Raw genomic sequence first — 22,537 nt, forward strand, 5'->3', positions numbered from 1 at the left:
GTTCTTCTTGGCCATGTACTAGAAGTTCAGGCCGAATGTCAGCAGCGCGGTCACGATACCGACAATGATGCCGACTTCGGTCAGGGTCAGGGATGCCGCAACCGAAACGGCGCCGCCGGCGTAGCTGCCCACTTCGGGCGCGGAGATTTTGCTCATGTGTGCCTTTCAGTGGGCATTAAAAAGCCCGCTTTTGCGGGCTTCGGTGGTGTTGTCGTTTCGCATCGACGGCGGGAAGTGGTATCGCGTCAGCTCCTTCTTGTGGGCGTTGACGCAGTGGCCAGGGCCTTGCCACCAGAACAGCGCATCGATCACGACACGCCAGAACTTGTAGGGGTAGCGGTGCCCGAGCCGCCCGCAGCGGGCAGACAGCGTCTCGTCCGGCCACAGCTCCTTGCTGGCCGGGTGCATGACGAAGCCGAGGATCATGCCCAGGGTCTGATCGATCGAGATCAGGATGAAGATGAAGTTCTGCCACACCTGCGAGAGTTTTTGCATGACTGCTCCTAGAGGGATGCTGCGGTGATGAACATCTGGTCGAGGGCTGCTTCGTCCAGATCCAGGGCGGCGCCGATCTGAATCACCAGTGGGCGCGTGCGCACGAACTCGAGCGAGTCCTCCCACTCGATCTGTGCCATGCGGCGCTGGACCGGATCCGGAATGGCGTCGATGGCGGGCTGCACATCGTCGAGCAGCTCTGCCATGAGCAGCGCCTGCCGCGCCTGCCGGCGGGTGACGGACTGCGGAACCGGCGCCGGCTGCTCGGCCGGATCCTTCACCGGCAGCAGTTCCAGGCCGTCGCGCGCCTCGTTGGCGCGGTAGTTGACCCAGGCGAGGCGGTGCGGCTCATCGACCGGGATGTGGCAGTCGGCGTGATCAGGATGCAGCAGCTGGAAGTACGAGCCGGTAAGGCTGCCGGCGTCGTCGAAGGTGACGTAGCCGAGTGGCTGCGGCTCGGGGGCGATAGGAGTGTCGAGGTTGTCCATTATGCGATCTTGGTGATTGAAGTTTGCGTGTACACTTCCGACCCGCCGGAGCTAACCGGCAGTCCACCCGCCACGGTATTGTTTGCGAAGTGGTCGATCCGATATCTCTTAGCTGCCCCTGCCACGACGAGAACTGTTTGCAACAGCGACCTGGACACAGACGTCTGCCCCGCGCCCATGCCTTCGCTCGTTCCAACGTCGCAAAGCACGTTATCCGTCACGTTGAACAGGCGAACCTGATGAGTTGCCCCTGCTGCAGCGGGTGCCGTGCCATGAATGAGGTACGTGCCGATGGGTAGCACCGCCTCATCGTTGCTTAGCGATGCGCCGGGGATCGAGTTTTGCACCGTCGTGTTCTGCGTACGCTTCGTCCAGACCCCGGCGGACAGGCTTTGGGCCGTCGCTCCCGAGGCTTTTTGGTCTCGGATCAGCATGCTCGGTAGCGAACCCATGTCGCCCTTCTCACCCGCGCGCTGGAAGAACAGCATCACGCTACTACCCTCGCCGAACGTCCCGTTGCCGGCCACATAGCTCACCGCGAAGTAGCCAAACAGGCCGCCTGCGTCCGGGGAGAACGAGTTGATGATGTTGTACAGGAGGAAAACGGACGGGTCGTTCTGCTTCACGATCCGCACGGAGCCGCGGACGGTGCCGGCGGCCGCGGTTGCCGCCAGCAGGGCGCCCGCGACGTTCACGCCCTGAGCGCTCTTCGTGTCGATCAGCAGGCCGGTGCCGTCAGGGGTCAGGGCGAAGTTACCGCCGGCGGGACCACCGACCGTTACCGACGAACTCTGGATCACGTAGGGGAGCGAGAACGCTCCGCCGGCGGCGAGGGAGTTGAGGTTGGCGATGAGGGCATTCGCCTCTGGCACGAACACGCCGCCCATGTGCGAAGCCCATGCAAATGCCTTGCTGTTGTAGGAGCCGTCCGCACGATCCGACAGGGCCGGGAATGCCGGAACAGGTGTCATTGCCATCAGATATTGCCTTCCACTTTCAAGTTAATCGAAGTCGTGCCGTGGCTGTCCGCACGAATGCTCCCGGTTACAAATCCGAGAGTGTTCAGGTATCCGTACTGCGGCAGGCCACTGGCCTCGAACGGCACCGCGGTGTCGATGATCTCGCCCAAGATGGCGTCTGCGACCATTGCCTGCTCGGCATCGACGACAATGCTGCAGCTAACGTCGCGGCTCGTTGCGCGTCGCACAATTTTGTAAGTGCCGTCCGGGTTGTATTCCCTCAGCGTTCGACTCTTTCGGTTGGACTCGGCGCCGTACTGAGCGCCCCCGAATTTCCCGTTTCCGATGAACTGACGCCAGTCGCCGAACTTGATCGTGCCGATCGCTACTCGCCCGCCAGGCCCAGCAGTCAAGGTGATCACCACCTCAGCAGCCGGGGATAGCGGGATGTCGTCGAACGAGAGCTGCTCAGTCTTGGCGAGGGTCGAGAAGAGGAGTTCGTACAAGCCAGCAGCCTGGCTGTACAGGTCACCGGTCCATGAGCGCATTTCCGGGCCGCCTGGACCATCACGAACCACGATGCTGTAGCTCGATCCCTCCATGCCATAGATCGCCAGCCCGTTGAGGAATCCAGGCCCAACCACGTACGTCAGCGACCCTGTAGCGACTACCTTCGTGTTCGAATAGTCGTCGAACGGGGCCATGCGGTTCGTCGGCCCAATCCTGTACCAGTAGTTGCTGTCGACGTCGGGCGTTGCAGAGCGGCCCGAATGAGCCACCTTGCATCCCCAGACGGAGCCGCTGTACGTGCGCTCGTCGTTGACGGCGAAGTTGCCACCGGACACCCAGGCAACTTCGCCGTTCGCCAAGTCAGGCTCGGGGATCGATGTCCCGGCCTTAATCATGCTGGCCGTGACATCGATCGGAACCATCACCCTTGCACTTGTCGTCACGCGACCTCCTTCGTCCTCACGACGTTAATCACATCGGCACGCATTGCGTTACCGCCGTCCGTAGCGTTGTCGAACTGGTCGGCAAGCTGCCCAGTGCTACCGGCGATGCGGTCGAGGGCCTGCTGCTGCTTCTCAACAATTCCGGCAAGGCGCCGCACTTCGCCGACCAGTGCGGCATTGCCTTCGCCCGGGCTCGACAGCCTGCGCATCAGCTCGCGATTGTCAGCCGCAGGGATGATGCGCTCGCCCTCGTGGATCATTGCCGGCATGTTGGTCGGAACATAGTTCGTACCCACCGCGAAGCCGCGAAGGCCCTTGTACTCAGCACCTTCCATGATCATCTTGAGCACCTGGTCGAGCGACATGCCGCCGGCTACCGCGTTCTGCCAGTAGTCGAGGCCTGCGCTGTCGGCTGGGCGCCCCAGCAGCTCCCGGTACAGGCTGGCGATGCTGCTGCCGGCGCTGGCCACTGGGTCAGCTTTCGCCGCACCGAGCGCACCTTGGAAACCACTGATCGCCTGGGCCAGCGTCAGCACCGAGTAGTCGATCCCCTTAAGCGCATTGATCTGCTGCTGCGCACTTTCGAGAATCCCGTCCAGGGCCTTGAGCGACCTTTCCTCCACGCTCAGGGCGTCATCGGTGAGGCCTGCGAGGGCTGCGATGTCGTTCTGGGTCGAGTAGAAGTCGCGCAGATAGTCCTGCTGGGTCGCGAACATGGACGAGGCGTCCTTGCTCAGGACCGACAGTGCACCTTTCAGGCTGTCGGCATCCGGCAGCACGCCGCCGGCCTTGGCGATTGCCAGAGCCGCCTGAATCTGCGCGCGTGCACTCTGGCGATCTTCCAGCCCCTGGCCAGCTGCACTCATACTGTCGAGCGTGCCGCGCAGGGCTTGGGACAGCGCCCGGTGGGCGTTGGCCGACTGCTCGAGCAACGACTTCTCGCGGCCCACCACGCTTTGCAGCGCGGAGAACATCGAGTCCACGCCGGACAGCAGGTTGGCCCCGCGGTCCTTTGCGGCCTGGGTCGCGTTACGCTGCGCCTCGACTTGCGCCTCCAGTGCCGCCCGCGATTCCTTGAGCGCCTGGATCTGATCGAACAGCGGGCGGTTGCTCTCGTCGAGCGCGTCACGCTGCCGCGCCAGCAGCTGCACTGACGTCATGGTCAGCTGGTCTAGTTCCTCCTGTAGCGACGCGCGCTGCTGCAGCACCTGGGCGGCGATGGCTGCCTTGTCGACAGCCGGATACACCTGGGCGAACGCGGCCTGGATGTTCAGCAGCGACGCGAGCAACTTCCCGTCCGCCTCGTCCGATGGATTCAGGCTGAGGAACAACTCCTTGAACTCGTCGCGCGTGTCCACACTGGCCAGGCCGAGGGCCGCCATCTGCTCGGTGACCATCTTCAGCACCGGGGCGTTGCGCTCGGCTTCGGACAGGAAATTCTGCTGGAAGCCCGCGGTGTTGGCCGCGAATGCCTCGATCCCACCGGCAGCCGCCAGCAGACGCTCCCGCGCCTCCAGCGAAGCAGTGCCCACGGCGCCGAACGACATGCCGATCGACCACAGAGCCTGTTCGATGGTCGAGTAGCCGGCCGCCAGGCGCTGCAGCGTTGCACTTGCGGCTTCGCCCTGAGCTTGGAACTTGCCGATTTCGGGTAGCAGCTCGCCGGCGATGGTGTTGCCGACGCCGACGAAGAAGTCAGCGATTGCCTTCTGGTTCGCCGCTTCGTCCTTGCCCATGGCGATGCTGATGGCCTGGGTGCGGGTTGCGATGCTGTCGGCGTTGATCCCCAGCACCCGGGCGAAATCCGCGGAGCTTGCCTTGATGGCGTCGTAAGCAGACGTCAGGCCGGCCGACATCTCGGCGCCCACCGCATTGCGGTCCACGCCGTTCTTGTTACTCCGGAACCAGCCGCCTTTCTTGACCCACTCAGCATCGAGGGTGCCCGTGAATCCACCGGCGCCCAGCGAACCGTTTAGGGTCTGCTCGCCGGTGAACTCCTTCGGGCCCATGCCAAATGCCTTCTTGCCGATGGTGTAGACCGCCAGTGCGCCGGCTACCCATGGCGCAGCAGCAGCCAGGCCGCTCAGGCCGCTGGCGATACCGCTTGCCACGTTGGGACCGACCACCGACGCGATGCTGTTGCCGATGTTCATGCCCAGCGCCGAAGTCAGCCCGGAGCCGATGCCGGCGCCGTTCAGGCCACCAGCCAGGCTGCCCAGGAAGCCAGTACCAAGACCGCCGGCCAAGGTTGCGCCGCCAGTGACCAGGCCATACAGGTTCGATGCCGCCCCAGCGGCAGCCGACAGGCCGCCACCGGCCGCTTGCGCAGCACCTGGCATGCCCATGGCGCCATTGACGAAGTTGCCGACAGCGTTGCCGATCGGCTGAATGATCGGTTTCAACACCAGCGTGCGGAACAGATCACGAAGGTACTCTGCAGCCGACTTGCCGCCACGCATGATGTTGTCGGTCAGCGAATCCCCGACGCGCTCCCACTCGCGAGCCGCTTCTTCCGCAGCCTTTTGGTTTGCGTCGAGGGCCGCTTTCTTCGCCACGAGGCCGCCGATCCGGTCCAGCTCCTCGGCTTGCTTGATGAGTTCAGCCCGGTATTCTTCGCTGATCGCAAGGGAGGATGCGGTTGCGCGCACCTTCGCTGCCTCGGCATAGACGGCTGCCTCGGCAGTCTTGCCATGCAGTTCAATCTCCAGCTCCAGGCCGCGTGCACGCTCGTGCAGCTGCAGCATGGTTTCGGCATTGGCGCCCACAGCATCCTCGACTGCCTTCCGCGCGGCTTCTGCGTCATCCCAAGCTTTCGTCTCGGCCTCGATCGCATCTGCCAATGACATGATTTCACGGCGCAGGGCGGCAGTCGGCGCCGCAGCAGCCGCTCGGGCTGCCGTCAGCATCCGTTGCTGCGACTGCGTCTTGCCGATCGCTTCAAGCTCTCGCTTCTGGCCCTCGATGAAATCCTTCGCGTCCTGGAGAGCCTTCTTTTCCTCCTTGCTCATCTCGCTCACGGCGGCGCCGGCTGCGGTGGCTGCGGTGGCGACGCCACGAGTGGCCTCGGACACCTGGTCGGCGACGATGATCGCCGCAACGTGGGAGTCTGTGACCTGGCGGATGGCCTTGATGTTGCGCTCGTGCTCTGCGCGAGCCTCGGCGGTGCGGCTGGCAAAGGTGCCTTGCGACTCGCCGGCAGCGCGTACGCGGTCGGCGAAGTCTTGAATCTGCCCGGCCTTCTCGTCGAATCCCAGCTTACGCAGGCCGAATGCGATGCCTTCATACATCGGGGCCAGCGTTTTTGTCAGGCCCGAGAACGTGGTGCGCCACATTACGGTCATCGCGTCGAGAGCCAGTTTGGTGGCCAGCTTGATGTGCTCCCACATCTCCAGCACGGCGCCGGTCAGGACTTCGGCGAAGATTTTGACTTCGACAAACTGCTCTTCCAGATATTTGCCGATCTCCCAGCCAGCGTATAGGGCAAACAGGCTGGCAGTTGCGATCTTCAGTTTGCCGAGCATGCCCGACGCCCACAGCGCCGAAACCCCAACACCGTTGATGCTGCCGGCGAATAGGGTGGTGATAGGCGTGCCCCTAGCCATTTCCATCCGCGCCAGGGCGATCTGTAAATTCAGGTTACCGAGCCAAGTAGCTGCACCCTGGAAGATTATGGGGGCAAGTACGAAGGCGCCGACGTAGGCGGCGCCGACTTTCGCGCCGGTGACCATGCCATCCGCGACAGCATCGACCTTCTCGCCAAGCCTATCGAGAAGGGCAGCCATCTTCCTCACCCCATCCTGCGCAGCATCGCCAAAACCGCTCTGTGCAAAATTTAGGACGAAAGTATTCCAGGAATCGCCCAGGTTGCTAATCGCGCCGTCGAGAGTTGCGGCACGACGCTCCATCGCTCCGGCGAAATCGACTTCGCCTATCTTCTTGAGATAGGCCTGGATCTCGGCTGCGTTGTTGCCAATTTTCGTTGTCACGCCTCGGAAAGTGAGTGCAACTTGATCGCCGCTCTGGCTGGCCTTGATGCCAAATTCTTTGAGGCGCTCAAATTCGCCGGTAGCCGCATCGGCGACGGCCTCGATCATCTGATTGAGATCCTTGCCCATGGATGATGCGGTATTGCCGTAGGCGCGGAGAGCGCGTTCCGACGGGTCAAGGCCGAGGTTCTTCATCTTGATGAACGCTTCGGTCGCCTCGGCCACGCTATATGGCGTGGTCGCTGCGAAGGCCTGCAATGACTTGTAGGCAGCGCTAGCGCCTTCGACTGATCCGGTCGCGGTAATCAGAGATGCGTTTAACTTGTCGAACTCGCGTTGCGCACCCACCAACTGGCTGGTAAGGGCCCCGAGTGACAGGCCAGCGCCGATGCCGCCCAAGGCGTTCATAGCCATTTGCGCTGCGCGGAGCATACCTCCCGTCGCGTCATCTACGGCGCGTCGGGCCCGCGCCATGTCACGCTGCAGCCTGGCGACGTTGGCTGCCAGTTCGATCGAAATTTGACCTGCGATCATGAGCACTCCAAAATGAAAAAAGCCACCGCGGAGGGTGGCTTTGATGGTTTCCGGCTGGGCCGGAGTTACTTTTTACTTCTTCGCCTCAATTCGAGGTTCCGATCGATTTCGGAAATTACGTACGCAAGCAGCCCGCCGAAGATCAAGAACTTGGCGCCCCCCCATGCCGAGACTACGGCTTCTTTTTCTGCTCCGCTCAACATCGGAAAGCAGACCCAAGCGATGCCCGCAAAAAATGCGAAGCCACCCAAGCGGCCGTAAGCGGCTCGCTTGAGATCGATTGTGAGCTGCCGCTTCTCCGCGACCGACAATGCCGGCGCTGCGACACCGCAGTGCGGGCACACTGCAGCGCTATTTGAAACCGAGCCGCCGCACTCCTTGCATTGGACCAAAGCCATATCGCCTCCTGTTGTGAGGAGGCAATATTACACCAGCGCGAAAAGCCGCCTCCATTTCTGGGGCGGCTGAGGGAGATTAGGTGCTTTAGGTCAGGTGTATTATGATGCCGCCTTCCAAACACATCTGCGACCATATCGCGTCAATCACTGGCGAGTTATCGCACTTGACTTCCTCGTAAAACCGGTCGCGCGGAATAGCGACCCTACCGGCGCTATCAGTACTGAATTCCTGTAGCGCAGTCCCTGCCAAGTCCAGACCTCTACTTGCGAGCTGGTCGCGTACTACACCCTCATAGTTGCGGATAGCAGCTTGGTAAGCCTCTTGCGATCTTCTCGCAGCATCCGCAGAGCGCCGCATTGCTTCCGCAAGTTCGTTTGAGCGTGCTCGCAGCGCATGTCGAGGAGAAGTGCAGTTCTTGAGTAAGCTCTGCACCGCAGCAACCGCCAACTCCATACTGCAGTTGAACCATTCCCCCGCAATACGCCATTCACTCAGCTTCGCATGCGATTCACGCTCCAAGCGCTTGTACTCGCAGACCCTTGGGGAAACCCAGGACTTCAGGTCAGGGCAGCCAACATACCCCGCAATTGTCTTCAGCCGCTTTGCTGGCTCAGCCGATTGTCCAACTTTGATAAGGCCGGTGCCAGGATCGCAAACATAAACATACCCTGCTACCAAGCTCATTACATGCCCCCGTGAATTTCGTTCAGCGCTTGAGCCAAGGTCTCTTCGTGGTAAGAGTTGACCATCCCATAGCGTGCATCCCGAACTCTGTCGATAGGGACCCCGCGTTTCCGGCTGATTGCACCGGCCCGGCGCCCGAGTCGCTGCATGTCACGCATGGAGAGCTTGATGTCTCGCAGCCCGCAGAAGCCCATGGCAGTGAAGAACGAGTGGCCGTTCTCAAACGCGGACTGCTTGGCCTCGATCCGTTTGATTGATTCCTGCTGCTCGTTCTGCTTTGCCTCGATTTCGGCTTGCCGCGCCTTGATCTGAACGTTGTCGCACATGAGCTGGACTAGGGCGCGCTGCTCAGGTGGAAGCATCGCAAACGGGTCGGCTCTACCGGCTTCCAGGGCGGCAATCCTGTCGTAGACCTTTGCCTGTACGGGCCTCGAATCCGACATCACCATCAGATCGCATTCCCGTCTTGGGAGGTGATAGCACACTTGATCCCGATTCGCGGAATCCACGTAGATGCCGGAGAATTTTCCGGCATCTATGCTTGGGTGGGCTTTTATCTTCTTGACGAAGTCCGCATGCTCAAGCGGGGCCTTGCCCTCTTCGGCGCGCACCTCATTAATGACCTTAACCAAGTCAACACTAGACATCGTGCCCGAGCCACCCAGAACGATATTCATGCTGCACCTCCGCCGTAAATCGCGCTCAGCACGATGTACGCGCCCAGGCAGCGACTGAACAGTTCCAGGTGCGAGCTGCTAGCGTTGGTTTCGCTCAAGCCGGCAAGTAGACGCGACACTTCCACGCCGTTGACCACTGCTGGCAGCGCTTGCGCCGCCGTCGATGCTGCTGTAGCATTCATGTCGGTTCCTTCTCACAGTTGGAATCCAAAGCCCCGATCGCCGCCAAGCATGTTCGGGGCTTTTCTTTATGCGTGCGCTTCACGCTCTTTTTCGCGACGAGCCAGCTCCGCCTCTACAGCGGGGCCCAGCAGCTTGTTCAGCATCCAATTCAAACTGCGCTCGTCCATCTTTGCCAGCTTTTCCGCGCGCTCCCGAATCGCTTGATCAATACGGAAGGGATACGGCATTACTTGCATTCCCATTTTTGCCTCCACTTAAGACACCAATTTGGTGTCGATAGAGTCTAGTGTATATGACACCAAATCTGTGTCAAGTGTTTTTTGACACGAGTTTGGTGTATTCTTCGCGCCATGGAAGACGACAACTACACCCGCATAACGTTGCGAATGCCGAAACCGCTGCACTTGAAGTTGCAGGGGGCTGCGGACGCGACCAGCAAAAGCATGAACGCGGAGATCATCGCGCGCCTCGAAGAATCGTTCTCCGGCGCGACCTCACCTCAACTAGTTGCCGCAATTGCGCGAATGAGTGTTGCTCTCAGTCTAGTAGGGACCGAGAAGGTTAGTGAGCAAATGCGAACCAACATCCTCGCTCAGCATATTCGCTTCCTTTGCGATGCACTGCGCCCACATGTGGACCCGGCCAACTCAGAGTTATCCTCTCAGATCGATCTGGCCTATCGCGAGGCCTCGTCGTTTTTACATAGTCCTCGCATGCTGGAGGAAGAAATGGCATCCAAAGCGCAGGCTATGCAGCAAGCACTAACCCATATTGAGCGATTGGCAGGTGGGGAAGGTGTTAGCCCTGAGCTGAAAGCGCTGCTCCAGGCGGCTCAGCGCCCTCTGGCACCAAAGGCCCCCTAGAAACGAGGGACCCTTCGTCAAAGGGGTAACCCAATCTGGGATACCCTTTCCCGAGGGGTGGTCGAATCAACCACCCCTTCAATCCAGGAACTTCCTCAGCTTTTCACGCACCCGTACCTTCCGCAGTCGTTGCGCATCGCTGGAATCGGTGTACGGTGGCGGGCAGTCCCGCTCCCGCGCTTTGAAGGATTCGCCCAGATAGGCGCCTGACATGGCCCGCAGCGTGTCGCACTCCCAGGGCGTTAGGCGAGTTCCCTCGTTTTCTTGGTAGTGCCGCAGCTCGGCATGCGTAAGCGCTTGATCGCCTTCCGTTGGTCCAACTGCCCAGAAGTGCCTGAGCAGGTAAGCCGCGGCGCCGGGATCGGGCATGTCAGGCTCGAAGAAGCCGCCGGCGTCGAACTCCATCTGCTGCAACCGGGTCTTGAGGGGCGCTTTGGATTTATCGCCCTCGTCCCGATCCGGCGCAGTCCCAAGCCAGGCGCTATGCCGGACGTACAGACAGAGGTCGTCGCCGGCGGCTTTTAGAAATTAGCCCAATCGCCGTGGAACTTGGCGACCTGCTCTGCGATGTAGCCCAGGCGCGGGTTCTTGTACAGCTCGATCGGCGTGACCGGCAGGCCGTCGATGCTCGCGGTCACGGCAGCCAGCTTGTCAGCGCTCGACGCGATCTTGTCGTCCACGGTTTCCTTGACCGGCTTGCCGCGCATGGCCGCGAAGGTCTTGGCGGTCTGCGCCTGCTCCAGCTTGTGCTGCGCGCTCAGGGCCTCGCGGGTGCCCGGGCTGCGCACTTCGATGCGCACCGGCTTGCCGTTGAACAGCAGCGGGCCGTCGTCCTGCTTGTTCTGGACTTCCAGCCAGGCGGTGTCGCGGGCTTCCAGGTCGGCGAGGGTCGAGGCGGTGTTGTTGGCTTGATCGTACATGGTGATCTCCTTTTTCGCGGGATGATAATGCCCGTGCCAGCCGCCGCTTCCCGCGAAGGAAGACGGCGGCCGGTCGGTGCTCAGGGTTGGCCGAAGCCGGGATTAGGCAGTGATGGTGTCGGTCTGACGGAGCAACGTGAAGTTGCCCTTCACTGCATCGTTCGACTGGCCACCGGTGCGGACGAACTTCGCGACTTGCGCGGTGAAGAAAGCGATATCGTCGTCTGCGTCTTGGCCGACCAGCTTGAACGATGGGACCGAATAGTCCTTCGAGGCGGCCTTGAGCAGAATCTGACCGGCGTCAGTGGGAACCCAGGCGCATTCGAACTCTGCATTCGGGAGCTTAAAGCTGCCCTTCTTTTCGCGGTCCTGCGAATCGCCGACGGTCGACAGAGTCGCCATCGTGTATTCGCGACCTTCGACGCTGCCGACGTTCGTGATTTGGCCGATCTCGACCCAGGTCAGGGCCTCGAAAGCGGCAACGGTTTGCGCAGCCGGGGCCGCCGTGGAAATGTACAGCTTGGTACCGGCGATGGTATCGAAATCAATTCCTGCCATGGTGTGGTGCCTTTCAATGAAAAATGCCCGCACATCTCGCGAGGCGCGGGCAAAAAGAAGACCGCTCACGGCGGCCGGTTGGTGTTGCGGGTTAAGCGGGTTCCAGGTACGTCACGATGAAGTCGCGGGATTGCTGGTACAGATCAGCTGCCGGGTCGCCCAGGTCGGGCCCCACGGTGTCGCGCAGCACGCTGCGAACTTCGACGCCTGCGACCGTGCCGGTGAAGACACCATCGCCAAGGCGCGTAGCGTGCAGCAGCTCCTTCTGCGCGGCATAGTCCTTAGCGTGCACCGTGACCTGCACCCGTGCGATCACCATGCGGCTAGTGCGGCCGACCGTATCCTGCTCGCGCCGACTGATCTCGCTCAGACCGATCGCCGGCACCTGGTTGTAGTCGATATCGCCGGCAGTGACGTTCTCACCGACCAGGGCGACGACCGGCGGGTGACCGAGCAGCAGCTCGCGCATTACCAGGACCGCGTTCATGAGCCCTCCGGCGCCGGAACGTTGATTCCTTCCTGAGTCAGCCGCTCGCGGACCTTCGCGGCGACCGCGGCTATAGCGGCGTCAGACTTGTTGTCCAGGGCAGGGCGCAGGTAGGGCCGCGGCTGTGCACCAGGGTGATCCACCTGGGAGCCGACGAAGTTATTGCCGATCAGGAGTCCGCGTCGGTTGATTGTGCGGATCGATACCCGGGTGAGCACGCCGCGCCGGCGAGTCAGGCGGTAGTTAATCGGCCGATCCTCTTCCTTCACCTTGATCACGTGCGCCTTCGTCCCGTACTCGACCATGTGCGCGTAGAACGCCTTTTTGTCGCCCGCCTTGACCTTGGCAGTAACAGTCCCGCGCTTCGAGTTGGTCGAGACTTTGATGCTACGCTTGAGGTCGCCGAGCTGAACCGGGACGTTCTGCTTCGCCTCGTCGCGAATCACCCTGGCGCCGGCGCCGAGGGCTGCGCGCATGATGTTTTTCTCGACTTTAACTGGCAGCTGCTGGAGGAACTGAGCCAACTGCCGGCCGCCGACGATCGATGTTTCCTCAGCCATTGCGCACCTCCTCAATCATGCACTCAACGTGCGTTTTGTCGTCCAGTAGGGCAGGGCCAGCGATTACCTGCATGATGCGATCGCCGCGGCCGTGGAGCACAACCCGCGACTCAGCGGTGATCGGAATCTGCCTGCGGAGACGGAGCCGGGCCTGCGTGGCCGCCACCCTAGCGCCGTTCTCGGAGCGTTCCGCGCGGCTGGGCAGCACGTCCTGCACCTCCACCCATATGCGCTCAGCGACGGTCGACCAGTCAGCGGAGGCGGGAGCTTTGCGCCCGTAGGCATCCCGACCAGCCGGCGGCTGCTGAATGCTCGCGCGCTCATTGAGTCGAACTGGCGCCGCCATCAATACACCTTAAAGCGGTCCAACAGGCCGCCCAGGAACTCCGCATTCTTCAAAGCGGCCGGCAGGTATTTCGCCTCAATCCGCCCCAGGATATAGCTCTGGATCTGCGCCGGCACCGCGGCGTGATCTGGACCGTAGCCGCAGCGGTACTGCACTTCGACTGCATCCGCGCGCAGGGCCGTATCTGGCCAGCGACGTCCTGGCGCCGGCATCAGGCAAGCTGGCTCGCTTGTCTTCGGCGCCATGTAGTCCTGCGGGTCCAGCGTTTGCAGATTGCCGTCGGCGTCATAAAACTTGACGTGCTCGATGGCGATCAGCGGCGCGGCTAGGTGCAGTTTGATCGAAGACGGGAAGCCGCTCAGCGTCACCACCCAAGTCTGTTCGCATAGGGCCCGGCCAAGCTCGTGCTCGACCTCACCGGCAATGCCGCGCACGTCGAGCTCAATTTCGGCATCGAGGCCGGCGCCGTCAGCCTTCGCCTTCGCGATCGCAGCGGCCAGCGGGACCGGCAGGCCGGCGGGCGGCACAACGAGGCGGGCGCTCATCGCTTTTCCTTCAGGGCCGCCTCGTGGCCGCTGCCCTCAGGCGCACGAACGAACTGCGGCTCCGGTGGGGCGGGCTGCTCTGCCGCCTTGGCCGGGTCGCACGGCTCAGTCGGAAGTTTGGTCGCATCGAACATCAGTTGCTCACTCGGTCGAAGTACATGGTTCTGTCAAACTGCTCGCCGTTCGCGCACGTGACGCGGAAGGTGCAGGAGCTCTCGACGTTCTGCGCACCCATGCCGCCGAGCTTCACCGGCAGCAGGCTGCTTCGCTCGCCCTGAGGAGCGGCTTTTTCCAGCACGGTCACCCCCTCGACGACCACCTCAAACGAGGTGGCGGTAGTCGCGGCGTCAGTCAGCTGCGCGATCACGTTCGCCACGTACCACAGCTTGTCGTCCGGATCCTTGTCGAGCCGCCACTTGTCCGCGACGAGCTCGGGTTTTGTCCTGGCCATTAAAACCTCACTGTTCTGATGCCGCCCGGGAAGACGACTGTTCGGATGCCGCCGGCGAAGACGACAACCCGAGCAGTTGGCACCTTGGTGGCGTCGATGCCCTCGCCGGGCGGATCGGGCGGCAGACTAGCGACCGCGGCCAAGCCACCAATCGGCGCGCTGGCTATTGGCGAAAATGCAAGCATCGCGCCTCCTTATCTCGCCGGCAGGCGCTTGAGGCCATCGGCGACCATTTGCGCGACAACGCCATAGCCAGCGTTATTCAGGTGAACTCGCATCGCGCCCTCGCTCGCCCAAAGCGAACCGACGCCAGGGGCATCAAAGGTTGCGGGCAGGTAGTTGGCGAAGGCGAACGGACTGCCTTCCTGCCGAACGTCGATAACCGCCTTTGCGCCCATCGCCTTGTATCCGCTCTTGATGCGCGTGTTGTAGTCCGTCAGCTTGGCGTTGTAGGCGTCCGTATCGGCCTGCGTCGCCCCCTGATTCTGGCGCGGGATTGTTGTGAGCAGGACGATCAGCCAGGGATGCAGCGCAAGCCTTTCCGCGCAATACGCAGCCGTGTCGTTGTAGGCATTGTTGACCGTGCCCCCATAGTTGAGGGCGTTTGTCCCTTCCCATACCAGGAGAACGTTCCTCTTTCCATCCACCCAAGCACCATCGACATCAGATGCATTGGAGCGCATCTGCCCCAAGTTTTGACCGCTGATGCCGAGGTTCGTGATGGAAAGCCGCCCACCGATTGGGGCTAGCGCGGCCAACTGGGCAGGCATACTCTGCCCACCCGATGACCCCTGCCCGAATACCAGCGAGTTGCCATCGAATACGACGTTGGTTGCATCCGATGTGTAGCGTATTTTCGGCACGCCACCGAGAATTGGGCCGATCATGCCAGCCCCACCGCTACCAGGCTGTTGATTGACGTAACCCCGGTAAGGATCAGGTCAAACTTGTAAGCCCCGGTCGGGACGCCAGTCCACGAATAGAAAGTAGTCCATGTGGCGCCGCCATCCTTTGAAACCTCGCCCACCAAATCGGTGCCAGTGCGGCGCAAACGGACTTTATCGCCGTTCGCGGGCGCGATGTTGGTTCCGTTATTGCCTTGGACAGCGCCATTCGTGATGCCCTTGTACAGGCTTCCGTTGCCGTTGCAGTACACCGCATAGGGCAGCGAACCGAACGCAACAGGGGTGCCGCTCGTTGTGATGCCCATGATGAAGCCATCGCCCGATCGCGTGCCGAGCGTGATTTGCATCGAGCCGTCCACGCCAGACTGTAGACCCACGTTGGACAGGGAATTCTGCGTCGAGAAAGCAGCCCCGCTGCTGTTGCCGGTGTAGACGTAATTGGGAGAACTGCCGCTTTCCGTGATGCCGGCAAGCTGCGTGAAGCGCGGCGATGTATCAGGCGGCGCTGCAGCATCCGTTGTGAATGCCGCGCTGCTTGCGACAGTCGAATCATTGCCCGCCGCGTCGCGGTGGACGTAGTGGGCGTAATACTGGGTGGCTGCGGTCAGGCCAGTAAAGCTCACATTCTGCACGCCAGTCGCGGAGACTGCCTGCGTCAGGTTTGCGGCCTTGATGGTTGCCGCAGACTCGACCGCGTTCGTGCTCGCCAGGCGGTATAGCGTACCGTTTGCCTCGTTGGTCGAGACGGTGCCGCTCGCGGTCGTGCTGCCGGTTTTAGTGCCGGTCGGGCTCGACAGGATCGGCGCAGTAGTATCGCCAGCGGCTGCCGTGGTGAAGCTGGGCGAGGTCGTAACCGCTGAGTCGTTGCCTGCGGCATCGGCTTGAACGAAGTGCAGGTAATAGACGGTCGAAGCGGCCAGGCCCGACACGGTAACGGCCTTGCTGCCGGTGCTGGTGATGGCAAGCGAACTGCCGCCCTTGACCGTGGCGACAGTCTCCGTCGCGTTGGCCGTGGCGCGATAGTAGAGCGTGCCGTTGCCCTCGTTCGTGGTCACGGAGCCGCTGCCGGTGGTCTGCCCGGTCGATGCTGCGGTCGGGCTGCTCAAGGTTGGGGCGGTCGTGTCAGCCGGGGCGACAGGCGCTGCATCAGCCGCCTGACTCACGCTGTACCAGGAATCGTAACCATCATGAAAGAACTGCACCTGGTTGACGATGCCGTTGCGGTTGTCGTAGCCGAGCGAGCCGCCCCATTCCTTGAAGGCCGAGAAGTTCGGCGCATTCGTGCCGTCGGCAACAAGGCGCAAGTAGGCCAGCGCTCCGCGTACGGCATTCGCCGCCGGCGTGAAGGTGAGAGGCCCGGTGACGGTCGTTTGCGGCATGTAGGCCGCGCCCGCGTGGGTCAGCGGGACAGTTGCCGAGAAGGCGACGTCGCGCGTGACGACCAGATCCTTGCCGAACACGGTACAGAAGGCGGTTGCCGGGAACGTCACCGTGCCCGAGCTGCGGTACACGGATTCACGAGCCAGCTGCGTGCCGCTCGTGACGGAGTAGTACGACTCCTCCCAGTTGCCGGCAGCATCCTCGACGCAGACGGAGACTCGATCACCAGCAGCGACATCGCCAGCAGCAATAGCCGCGGCCAGCGTGCGATACGGCGCGACAGCAGCGCCCAGCACGAGCGCGGCGGCGCTGCCGGTGACGTTCTGCTTTACGCGGTCAGGGAATTTCATGCGGGCTCTCTGGTAAGTCGGGAGTAGGGCGACTGTGCGCCCTGCGGGGTTACTTCTTGGTTTTGGCCGTGCGGGTGACGGTTTCGGCGTCTTCGACTTCGAAGGCGCCCAGCGCGGCAGCTGCTGCCTCGAGCTCCGCCGGGCATTCGTCGCCGGCCTGGTACTGCACCGGGTAAATTTCGCCGTCCGGCACGCCCTGGAATGGTTTTGCGAATTTCATCGGCTTCTCCAAATGAAAAGGCCCGACATCAGCCGGGCCTTTCGGGTCACGCAACTATTAGGCCGCGGCGATGCGCATGAACTTCATGCACTCCGGGTTCTCCAAGCCGCCGCCGACGCGCTTCGTGGTGTAGAACATCACGTAGGGCTTCTTGGTGTACGGGTCGCGCAGCACGCGCACGCCGACGCGGTCCAGGATCTTGTAGGCGCGCTTGAAGTCGCCGAAGGCGATCGACAGCGCATTCGCGGCGACGCCCGGCATATCCGGGATGTCGGCGATTGCGTAGCCACCCAGGGTCGACGGCTGGCCGGCCTGCAGCGAGGGCTGCCAGAGGTAGTTGCCGTCCGAGTCCTTCAGCTTGCGGATCGCCAGCATGGTGTTGCGATTCATGCCGAACTTGGCGTTGCCGGTGAAGGTTTCCGGCAGCGCGTAGATCAGGTTCAGGATCGCGTCGCCGGTGATTGCGCCAGCGGCGCCCGAAGCGACAACCTCGATGCCGCCCAGCGGGTGCAGGTTCGAACCGCCGGCCGCGTAGGTCAGCAGGCCGCGCGGCTTCTTGGTGCCGTCGCCCGAGACGAAGGCCTTGCCTTCCTGGTACGCGAATTCGACGTCGACCTCGCCGGCCAGCCACTGCTCGATGTCGATTTCGCTGTCGTCCAGCATCTGCTGGGTGGCCGACGGGTTCGCGTAGATCTCGCCCCAGCTGTAGCCCTGCTTGGCCAGCTTCGAGGTTTCGGTTTCGGTGCGGGCGTCTTCTTCGCCGACCCAGCCGGACGTGGTGCCGCGCTTGTTGACCAGCTTCTCGTAGCCGGTGCCGCTGACGGACTGGACCGAGCACAGGGCGCGCATCGGCGACACGATTACCAGCTTGTCGGTGACGGTGCGATCCCATTCGACTGGCGACGTGTAGCCACCATCTTCGGCGACGCCTTTGTTCAGCGCTGCCTGGACATCGCCACGCCGCATGTGCGCCTGGAAGGCGTCGCTGTACTCCTTGTCCTTGATCTGGCGACCGCCGACAGCGCCCATCTGGGCGGCGGCGATCTGGGTATTGGTCTTGTCGATCGCTGCCTGCAGGTTCGCGATTTCTTCGTTGATCTTCTCGACCTTGCCGGCCTGCAGCGGATCGTTGATGCCGGCCTTGATCTCGTTCAGTTGGCGGGTGTGTTCGTCCTTGAACATGGCGAATGCCTGCTGGAGTTGCTGGACGAGCTGGGTTGCGTTGCCGCCGTCGGCGCGCACGCCGCTGACGATGCCGCGCGGGGCGGTGGCTGCGACTGCGAGTGCGCTGGCCAGGAGGACACGATTGTGTTTCATTGGTTACCTTTCAGAGTGTTCAGGAGGTCTTGAAGCGAGGCTTCAACTTCGATGTCGTTGCCAGCGCCCGGCGTGGCATCGGGATTCACGGCAGCGCCCGGCTTGCCGCTGAATAGGGCGTTGAGCGTCTCGCGGCGCGCGGCCCGGGAAAGCCCGGACTTCGCCAGCGAGGACTCGACGGTGGCCAGCACCTTCATGTGCTGAGCGGCCTTTGCGTCTTTCTTGACTGCGGCGCGATCGAGCTTTCCGGTGGCGAAGCCTTTTTCGACCGCATCGGAGGCGCCGATGAACGTTTCGTCGTCCATCATCTTGGCGATCACCTTGGCATCCAGCCCGGTACGCTCGGCATACAGGTCGCGCATGGCGTTGTCGAACGGCTCCAGGTAGGCGGCAGCTTCCGCCATGTCATGGCGGTTACCGGCGGCGACGACCCAGGCGTTGTGGATCATCAGGTGCGAGCCTTCGCCCATGTTGATCTCGTCGCCTGCCATGGCGATCACCGAAGCGGCCGAGGCGGCGATGCCCATGACGTTGACCGTCACTTTGGCCGAGTGCATGCGCAGCAGGTTGTAGATCGCCACGCCTTCGAAGAAGTCACCACCCGGCGAGTTCAGGTTGACGGTCACATCATGGTCGCCGATGGCGCGCAGTGCGGCGCCGATGCGGCGCGCGGTCACGCCTTCACCGTCCCAGGTCTGGCCGATCGGGGCATACATGCTGATCGTTTTCGCGTCGCCATCAGCCGCGGCGCGCACGCCCGGCTCCCAGGTGTCGAGCGCGTCCTGGCGCAGGTCGAACTGCGCAGTTGCGATGCGGGCATCAGCCTTGATTTCAGGTAGTCGGATCAGGGACATTCGTTTTCCTCGTGAGGGTGCTTTGCAGCGAATCTGCGGCCGGGTCGTCGGACCTGGGGAGATCCAGGCGGTCGCGGACCTCGTTTGCCTTCATGAACGGCTGGCTGCCGCCGGAGCCGAGCGCCTTGGCGAAGAAGTCCGCCTGGTCCTTCAGTGTTCCGCGCAGCAGCGCGTGCTCGTTGACCTTGAAGTAGTAGAGCTCGCGCTCCTTTTCGGTCAGCAGTTTGAGGGCTAACTCGTCTTCCCAGATATTGAACCAGTGCTGCAGGCCGTACTGGATGAAGAAGATGCCCAGCTGCTCGATGCCAGTGCCCCAGGACGTATCGTCCATCATCAAGAGCGGGCGCGGCACGCCCATGGCGCGGGCAATCTCTTCAATCTGGTGATCGCGGCTCTCGCCCAGCTCGGAATCCTTCGCCGAGTTGGCCCACTTCTCAGCCGTGATGCCATCCTCCAGAACCATCCACTTGTGGGCGTTCTCCGTGCCGGCGTACCGCGCCTCCAGGCTCTCACGGATGTTCTTAATCTGCTGATCGTCCAGCTTGCGGGGGTAGCTCAGCGCGCCGCCGGCCATGACGCCGTTTTTGAACACACGGGCCGCTGCTTTCTGCGCCTGCAGAGCCAACCCGATCGCCTCGCGTGCCTTCTTCACGCGCGACAGGCCGATCAGGCCGTGTTCGTCGTCCGCCAGGTCGGCCAGGTGCAGAACCTCGCGTGCGGCGAGTACCACCAGGCCGCCATCCGGGCGCCTGTACTCGTAGCTGACCGTGAAATCATCGTTGAGCTTCGGCGTCACCTTGCTCGAGTCCAGTGGAATCAGCCGGACAGGCGTATTCCCGCGCCAAATGATGCGAGCATAGGCGTTGCCGTGCAGTAGAGCGCGTAACTGCATCGTGCTCTTGAACTTGTACGGCCCCTGGTACTCATTAGGGCGGACTTTGCACAGGCGATGCGCGGCGTGCTCGGATGCGTAGGCCTTCTCGTCGCCCTTAGCCATCAAATTCAGTGGCAGCATGCCGATCGACTCGGAAATCAGGCTGACGCTGCGCAGGATCGCCATGTTTTCCAGCGATTTCGACGCCGTCACGTACTCGCCACTTGCGGTTTCGCCGCCACGCATGTAGCCCATGAGGTCGGTGCTGGTCAAGGATGCGAAGGTCTGGCCGCCCGATGGGCGCGACTGCACATCCCGCCAGTGCGACGTGGCGGACAGGGCGTCGAATAGTTCCATGGGGTTCCTTAAAACATTAAGATGCCGCGGCTCTCGTAGGCCGACGGGCCGCTTTCTTCCGGCGCGTTCGGCATTACGCCTACCGCCATCGCTAAGGCGACCATGCCGTCAATACGGCCGGTCGCCTTGCCTTTCGTGAACTTCCGTTGTTCAGCCGGATCCGTCACGACAGTGGCGTTTGCCGCGCACATCGTAAGTACGGGGTGATTGCCATGGCGAAGCCGGCGTGCCAGGAGCAGGGATTCAAGCTCCCGAAGGGCGGGCGACATCGACTGGAAGCCCTGCCCGAATTCGATGAAGCGCTCTAGCTCTTCAGGCGTGAACCCGACGCGCTCTAACCACGGCTTCAGAAAGCGCATGTTGTAGCGGTCGAAGGCCAGCGCGCGCACGTTGTGCCGGTCGAACACCTCGCGCAAGCGGTGTGCCACGAATTCATATTCGATCGATGCGCCGGGCGTGGTCTGCAGAAATCCCTGCTGATGCCACAAGTCGTACGGTACGCGGTCAGCGCGCGATTTCTCGGCCAGCCCCTCGCTAGGCAGCCAGAACGTCGACTGCACGCCAAAACAATCACCCTGGGCGCCGGTCAACACCAGCGCCGTCAAGTCAGACACGCTCGACAGGTCGAGCCCGCCGAATACTTCCGTGCCGGGGTCGAATTCGTCCGGCGCGCCTCCGTTCTCCTGCCAGACCGTTCGGGTCACAAACGGGCTGCGAGCCTCGACACGCTGATTTAGGATCAGGTTTCGGTAGCCGGCCTCCGCGCTGGGCATGCGCTTCGCGTCGTTTGCCTGCCTCCGGACCTCTTCCTTGTTCATGAAGATGTCGAAGTGCGGATTTGCCGCCCTGATCGCCTCGTCACTGAAGGGGTCCAGGTCGAGAGGCGCGGTACAGAGCTCCACCTTGATGCGAGGATCCGCACCGGTCAGGCCATCATCGATCAGCAGGCTGAGCAGATCCGCATCGGTCGGTGCCTGCGTCGAGATCACGATGGACAACGGAGATTCTTGTGCGGCGCTCGCAGTTTCCAGGGCCTCATAGAGCTCCGAGCGAGGCCCTTTCACCTGGCCAAGCTCGTCATGCACAACGAAAACCGGGCTCAGGCCGTAGGCAGTTGCGGCGTCCGCGCTCAGTGCGCGGTAAAGCGTGCCCAGCTCTTCGCAGTACAGCTGCTTTGCTGTATCCCGGATGCCAACGAACTCCGACAGGTCGGGCGACATCCGGACGACCTTTGCTGCCAGGGCGAATAGGATCGACGCTTGATCCCTCGACTGCGCCGCGCTGTATAACTGGCTGTTCGGCTTCGCCTCTGGCCCGCACAGGTGCAGGAGCAGCAAGAAAGCCGAGAGCGCGGTCTTCGCGTTCTTCCGCGCCATCGACAGGATGAATACGCGGGTAGGGGAGTCGTAAATCCGGCAGATCCAGCGGCGCTGGTGCGCGGTCAGCTTCACCGGCTGGCCGACCAGCTTCCCCTCCGGGATCCTGCAATGGTGCTCAATCCAAGCGATATTCCGCTCGCCGCGGCTCAACTGTCGCTTGCTGCGAGCTCCCATGGCTTACGTCCCTTCGATTGGTTCTTAAGGCTGCGCCCAACAGTCGTTGGATGCTCCACGGCCTGGCGAGTGATCCGCAGGCGGGTGGCCAGCGACGATGCTGCGCGGCTCTCGCGCTCGGACATCGCCAGCAGTCGGTCGTAGCGCTTCAGCCCGTCATCGTCCGCCAGCCAGGCGCGGTCAAAGTTCAGCAGCTCGTCTGCCAGGATGCGGCCGTTCACGATGTGTCGGCAGTACATCTCGAGCAGCGGGGAGTGCGTCGGGCTGAATGCGCTGGCCGGCTGGTCGTTCACCACCTCCAGCCAGACGGATTGCTCGGCGTCGCTCAAATGCGCGGGCACGCGCAGCCGCTGTTCGCCGGTTACGGGCGCGACGAGGCCGGCGACTTCGCGGGACGCCGTCGATTTCCTGCCTCGTTGTGTCATGCGCGAGCTACCTTTTAACTTTTTTTGTCCACGTTTATGGAAAGAACGGGGAGCAGGCGGTCCCCAATATCAACCCGCTCTGGGCTTTTATAGCCCCCCCCGTCTCAATACCCGAGCTTAACGGTTCTGTCGCTCAGCCGATCGCATAGTTGCAGGCGGATGAGGTAGCACAGGCGGCACCATAGTGATAATTCGCGCATTTCTCTTAGTTGGC

Annotated in this window: 28 protein-coding genes; 1 reads left to right on the forward strand and 27 read right to left on the reverse strand. The window is 62.3% G+C overall.

Translation table 11 applies throughout. The features are described 5' to 3' along the window. Positions 1-18: 18 nt before the first annotated feature. The 11 genes from ACK6C6_RS08110 to ACK6C6_RS08160 all read right to left on the reverse strand — a co-directional run bounded on the left by ACK6C6_RS08110 (position 19) and on the right by ACK6C6_RS08160 (position 9,600). Positions 19-156, reverse strand: coding sequence for a hypothetical protein (locus ACK6C6_RS08110; protein WP_409266793.1), 138 nt, complete (start codon positions 154-156; stop codon positions 19-21). A gap of 9 nt (positions 157-165) precedes the next feature. Beyond that, positions 166-495, reverse strand: a complete 330-nt coding sequence (locus tag ACK6C6_RS08115) for a hypothetical protein (protein ID WP_409266795.1) — start codon at positions 493-495, stop codon at positions 166-168. An 8-nt stretch (positions 496-503) separates the two neighbouring features. Then, complete coding sequence (locus tag ACK6C6_RS08120; protein WP_409266796.1) at positions 504-983, reverse strand: hypothetical protein; 480 nt, start codon at positions 981-983, stop codon at positions 504-506. Continuing rightward, complete coding sequence (locus ACK6C6_RS08125) at positions 983-1,960, reverse strand: hypothetical protein (protein WP_409266798.1); 978 nt, start codon at positions 1,958-1,960, stop codon at positions 983-985. Before ACK6C6_RS08125 ends, ACK6C6_RS08120 begins: the two co-directional genes overlap by 1 nt. Next, complete coding sequence (locus ACK6C6_RS08130; protein ID WP_409266799.1) at positions 1,960-2,895, reverse strand: hypothetical protein; 936 nt, start codon at positions 2,893-2,895, stop codon at positions 1,960-1,962. Before ACK6C6_RS08130 ends, ACK6C6_RS08125 begins: the two co-directional genes overlap by 1 nt. Next, complete coding sequence (locus ACK6C6_RS08135) at positions 2,892-7,415, reverse strand: tape measure protein (RefSeq protein ID WP_409266800.1); 4,524 nt, start codon at positions 7,413-7,415, stop codon at positions 2,892-2,894. The genes ACK6C6_RS08130 and ACK6C6_RS08135 overlap by 4 nt, the downstream gene beginning before the upstream one ends. A gap of 65 nt (positions 7,416-7,480) precedes the next feature. After that, positions 7,481-7,813 (reverse strand): hypothetical protein, encoded by a 333-nt coding sequence (locus tag ACK6C6_RS08140; RefSeq protein ID WP_409266801.1) that lies wholly within the window; start codon positions 7,811-7,813, stop codon positions 7,481-7,483. Between the two features lie 85 nt (positions 7,814-7,898). Beyond that, positions 7,899-8,498: a GIY-YIG nuclease family protein gene (locus ACK6C6_RS08145; RefSeq protein ID WP_409266802.1), complete on the reverse strand. Its 600-nt coding sequence runs from the start codon at positions 8,496-8,498 to the stop codon at positions 7,899-7,901. Further along, positions 8,498-9,175, reverse strand: coding sequence for a hypothetical protein (locus ACK6C6_RS08150; protein ID WP_409266803.1), 678 nt, complete (start codon positions 9,173-9,175; stop codon positions 8,498-8,500). The genes ACK6C6_RS08145 and ACK6C6_RS08150 overlap by 1 nt, the downstream gene beginning before the upstream one ends. After that, positions 9,172-9,357 carry a hypothetical protein gene (locus ACK6C6_RS08155; RefSeq protein ID WP_409266805.1) on the reverse strand — a complete coding sequence of 62 codons (186 nt, stop codon included), beginning with the start codon at positions 9,355-9,357 and terminating at the stop codon, positions 9,172-9,174. Before ACK6C6_RS08155 ends, ACK6C6_RS08150 begins: the two co-directional genes overlap by 4 nt. A gap of 66 nt (positions 9,358-9,423) precedes the next feature. After that, positions 9,424-9,600: a hypothetical protein gene (locus tag ACK6C6_RS08160; protein WP_409266806.1), complete on the reverse strand. Its 177-nt coding sequence runs from the start codon at positions 9,598-9,600 to the stop codon at positions 9,424-9,426. Positions 9,601-9,708: 108 nt separating this feature from the next. Between ACK6C6_RS08160 and ACK6C6_RS08165 the strand changes: the two genes are divergently transcribed. After that, positions 9,709-10,221, forward strand: a complete 513-nt coding sequence (locus ACK6C6_RS08165) for an Arc family DNA-binding protein (protein ID WP_409266807.1) — start codon at positions 9,709-9,711, stop codon at positions 10,219-10,221. Between the two features lie 78 nt (positions 10,222-10,299). Here ACK6C6_RS08165 and ACK6C6_RS08170 read toward each other — a convergent pair whose 3' ends face one another. From ACK6C6_RS08170 to ACK6C6_RS08245, 16 genes are all read right to left on the reverse strand, one after another. After that, positions 10,300-10,635: a hypothetical protein gene (locus tag ACK6C6_RS08170; RefSeq protein ID WP_409266808.1), complete on the reverse strand. Its 336-nt coding sequence runs from the start codon at positions 10,633-10,635 to the stop codon at positions 10,300-10,302. Between the two features lie 107 nt (positions 10,636-10,742). Continuing rightward, on the reverse strand, positions 10,743-11,141 hold the full coding sequence (locus ACK6C6_RS08175; RefSeq protein ID WP_409266810.1) for a hypothetical protein: 399 nt from the start codon (positions 11,139-11,141) through the stop codon (positions 10,743-10,745). Between the two features lie 102 nt (positions 11,142-11,243). Then, entirely contained in the window at positions 11,244-11,768 is a 525-nt protein-coding gene (locus ACK6C6_RS08180; RefSeq protein WP_409266811.1) for a hypothetical protein, read from the reverse strand. A gap of 22 nt (positions 11,769-11,790) precedes the next feature. After that, positions 11,791-12,186 carry a hypothetical protein gene (locus ACK6C6_RS08185; protein ID WP_409266812.1) on the reverse strand — a complete coding sequence of 132 codons (396 nt, stop codon included), beginning with the start codon at positions 12,184-12,186 and terminating at the stop codon, positions 11,791-11,793. Beyond that, positions 12,183-12,746 (reverse strand): HK97-gp10 family putative phage morphogenesis protein, encoded by a 564-nt coding sequence (locus tag ACK6C6_RS08190; RefSeq protein ID WP_409266813.1) that lies wholly within the window; start codon positions 12,744-12,746, stop codon positions 12,183-12,185. Before ACK6C6_RS08190 ends, ACK6C6_RS08185 begins: the two co-directional genes overlap by 4 nt. After that, positions 12,739-13,092 (reverse strand): head-tail adaptor protein, encoded by a 354-nt coding sequence (locus ACK6C6_RS08195; RefSeq protein ID WP_409266814.1) that lies wholly within the window; start codon positions 13,090-13,092, stop codon positions 12,739-12,741. Before ACK6C6_RS08195 ends, ACK6C6_RS08190 begins: the two co-directional genes overlap by 8 nt. After that, positions 13,092-13,637, reverse strand: coding sequence for a hypothetical protein (locus ACK6C6_RS08200; protein ID WP_409266815.1), 546 nt, complete (start codon positions 13,635-13,637; stop codon positions 13,092-13,094). Before ACK6C6_RS08200 ends, ACK6C6_RS08195 begins: the two co-directional genes overlap by 1 nt. 133 nt (positions 13,638-13,770) lie before the next feature. Further along, a complete protein-coding gene (locus ACK6C6_RS08205) occupies positions 13,771-14,088 on the reverse strand; it encodes a hypothetical protein (RefSeq protein WP_409266816.1) in 318 nt (105 codons plus the stop codon). Between the two features lie 194 nt (positions 14,089-14,282). Then, on the reverse strand, positions 14,283-14,975 hold the full coding sequence (locus tag ACK6C6_RS08210; protein WP_409266818.1) for an SGNH/GDSL hydrolase family protein: 693 nt from the start codon (positions 14,973-14,975) through the stop codon (positions 14,283-14,285). Beyond that, complete coding sequence (locus ACK6C6_RS08215; protein ID WP_409266819.1) at positions 14,972-16,723, reverse strand: hypothetical protein; 1,752 nt, start codon at positions 16,721-16,723, stop codon at positions 14,972-14,974. Before ACK6C6_RS08215 ends, ACK6C6_RS08210 begins: the two co-directional genes overlap by 4 nt. Before the next feature lie 49 nt (positions 16,724-16,772). Beyond that, positions 16,773-16,943, reverse strand: a complete 171-nt coding sequence (locus tag ACK6C6_RS08220) for a hypothetical protein (RefSeq protein WP_409266820.1) — start codon at positions 16,941-16,943, stop codon at positions 16,773-16,775. Positions 16,944-17,000: 57 nt separating this feature from the next. Further along, positions 17,001-18,260: a phage major capsid protein gene (locus ACK6C6_RS08225; protein WP_409266821.1), complete on the reverse strand. Its 1,260-nt coding sequence runs from the start codon at positions 18,258-18,260 to the stop codon at positions 17,001-17,003. Further along, positions 18,257-19,114, reverse strand: a complete 858-nt coding sequence (locus ACK6C6_RS08230; RefSeq protein ID WP_409266823.1) for a head maturation protease, ClpP-related — start codon at positions 19,112-19,114, stop codon at positions 18,257-18,259. Before ACK6C6_RS08230 ends, ACK6C6_RS08225 begins: the two co-directional genes overlap by 4 nt. Continuing rightward, positions 19,092-20,345, reverse strand: a complete 1,254-nt coding sequence (locus tag ACK6C6_RS08235; RefSeq protein WP_409266824.1) for a phage portal protein — start codon at positions 20,343-20,345, stop codon at positions 19,092-19,094. The genes ACK6C6_RS08230 and ACK6C6_RS08235 overlap by 23 nt, the downstream gene beginning before the upstream one ends. 8 nt (positions 20,346-20,353) lie before the next feature. Beyond that, positions 20,354-21,898 carry a terminase large subunit gene (locus ACK6C6_RS08240; RefSeq protein WP_409266826.1) on the reverse strand — a complete coding sequence of 515 codons (1,545 nt, stop codon included), beginning with the start codon at positions 21,896-21,898 and terminating at the stop codon, positions 20,354-20,356. Further along, complete coding sequence (locus ACK6C6_RS08245) at positions 21,871-22,323, reverse strand: hypothetical protein (protein ID WP_409266827.1); 453 nt, start codon at positions 22,321-22,323, stop codon at positions 21,871-21,873. Before ACK6C6_RS08245 ends, ACK6C6_RS08240 begins: the two co-directional genes overlap by 28 nt. Positions 22,324-22,537: the final 214 nt, after the last annotated feature.

The sequence above is a fragment of the Massilia sp. BHUDP2 genome, from assembly GCF_046236355.1.
GTDB lineage: Bacteria > Pseudomonadota > Gammaproteobacteria > Burkholderiales > Burkholderiaceae_D > Telluria > Telluria varians.

What these genes read in the sequence shown, in the direction of transcription:
- ACK6C6_RS08175 (WP_409266810.1), bottom strand. Translation starts at nt 11,141, where the DNA reads ATGTACGATCAAGCCAACAACACCGCCTCGACCCTCGCCGACCTGGAA.
- ACK6C6_RS08115 (WP_409266795.1), bottom strand. Translation starts at nt 495, where the DNA reads ATGCAAAAACTCTCGCAGGTGTGGCAGAACTTCATCTTCATCCTGATC.
- ACK6C6_RS08225 (WP_409266821.1), bottom strand. Translation starts at nt 18,260, where the DNA reads ATGAAACACAATCGTGTCCTCCTGGCCAGCGCACTCGCAGTCGCAGCC.
- ACK6C6_RS08135 (WP_409266800.1), bottom strand. Translation starts at nt 7,415, where the DNA reads ATGATCGCAGGTCAAATTTCGATCGAACTGGCAGCCAACGTCGCCAGG.
- ACK6C6_RS08120 (WP_409266796.1), bottom strand. Translation starts at nt 983, where the DNA reads ATGGACAACCTCGACACTCCTATCGCCCCCGAGCCGCAGCCACTCGGC.
- ACK6C6_RS08155 (WP_409266805.1), bottom strand. Translation starts at nt 9,357, where the DNA reads ATGAATGCTACAGCAGCATCGACGGCGGCGCAAGCGCTGCCAGCAGTG.
- ACK6C6_RS08160 (WP_409266806.1), bottom strand. Translation starts at nt 9,600, where the DNA reads ATGGGAATGCAAGTAATGCCGTATCCCTTCCGTATTGATCAAGCGATT.
- ACK6C6_RS08110 (WP_409266793.1), bottom strand. Translation starts at nt 156, where the DNA reads ATGAGCAAAATCTCCGCGCCCGAAGTGGGCAGCTACGCCGGCGGCGCC.
- ACK6C6_RS08140 (WP_409266801.1), bottom strand. Translation starts at nt 7,813, where the DNA reads ATGGCTTTGGTCCAATGCAAGGAGTGCGGCGGCTCGGTTTCAAATAGC.
- ACK6C6_RS08150 (WP_409266803.1), bottom strand. Translation starts at nt 9,175, where the DNA reads ATGAATATCGTTCTGGGTGGCTCGGGCACGATGTCTAGTGTTGACTTG.
- ACK6C6_RS08190 (WP_409266813.1), bottom strand. Translation starts at nt 12,746, where the DNA reads ATGGCTGAGGAAACATCGATCGTCGGCGGCCGGCAGTTGGCTCAGTTC.
- ACK6C6_RS08200 (WP_409266815.1), bottom strand. Translation starts at nt 13,637, where the DNA reads ATGAGCGCCCGCCTCGTTGTGCCGCCCGCCGGCCTGCCGGTCCCGCTG.
- ACK6C6_RS08205 (WP_409266816.1), bottom strand. Translation starts at nt 14,088, where the DNA reads ATGGCCAGGACAAAACCCGAGCTCGTCGCGGACAAGTGGCGGCTCGAC.
- ACK6C6_RS08230 (WP_409266823.1), bottom strand. Translation starts at nt 19,114, where the DNA reads ATGTCCCTGATCCGACTACCTGAAATCAAGGCTGATGCCCGCATCGCA.
- ACK6C6_RS08125 (WP_409266798.1), bottom strand. Translation starts at nt 1,960, where the DNA reads ATGGCAATGACACCTGTTCCGGCATTCCCGGCCCTGTCGGATCGTGCG.
- ACK6C6_RS08165 (WP_409266807.1), top strand. Translation starts at nt 9,709, where the DNA reads ATGGAAGACGACAACTACACCCGCATAACGTTGCGAATGCCGAAACCG.
- ACK6C6_RS08220 (WP_409266820.1), bottom strand. Translation starts at nt 16,943, where the DNA reads ATGAAATTCGCAAAACCATTCCAGGGCGTGCCGGACGGCGAAATTTAC.
- ACK6C6_RS08245 (WP_409266827.1), bottom strand. Translation starts at nt 22,323, where the DNA reads ATGACACAACGAGGCAGGAAATCGACGGCGTCCCGCGAAGTCGCCGGC.
- ACK6C6_RS08145 (WP_409266802.1), bottom strand. Translation starts at nt 8,498, where the DNA reads ATGAGCTTGGTAGCAGGGTATGTTTATGTTTGCGATCCTGGCACCGGC.
- ACK6C6_RS08195 (WP_409266814.1), bottom strand. Translation starts at nt 13,092, where the DNA reads ATGGCGGCGCCAGTTCGACTCAATGAGCGCGCGAGCATTCAGCAGCCG.
- ACK6C6_RS08235 (WP_409266824.1), bottom strand. Translation starts at nt 20,345, where the DNA reads ATGGAACTATTCGACGCCCTGTCCGCCACGTCGCACTGGCGGGATGTG.
- ACK6C6_RS08240 (WP_409266826.1), bottom strand. Translation starts at nt 21,898, where the DNA reads ATGGGAGCTCGCAGCAAGCGACAGTTGAGCCGCGGCGAGCGGAATATC.
- ACK6C6_RS08210 (WP_409266818.1), bottom strand. Translation starts at nt 14,975, where the DNA reads ATGATCGGCCCAATTCTCGGTGGCGTGCCGAAAATACGCTACACATCG.
- ACK6C6_RS08185 (WP_409266812.1), bottom strand. Translation starts at nt 12,186, where the DNA reads ATGAACGCGGTCCTGGTAATGCGCGAGCTGCTGCTCGGTCACCCGCCG.
- ACK6C6_RS08215 (WP_409266819.1), bottom strand. Translation starts at nt 16,723, where the DNA reads ATGAAATTCCCTGACCGCGTAAAGCAGAACGTCACCGGCAGCGCCGCC.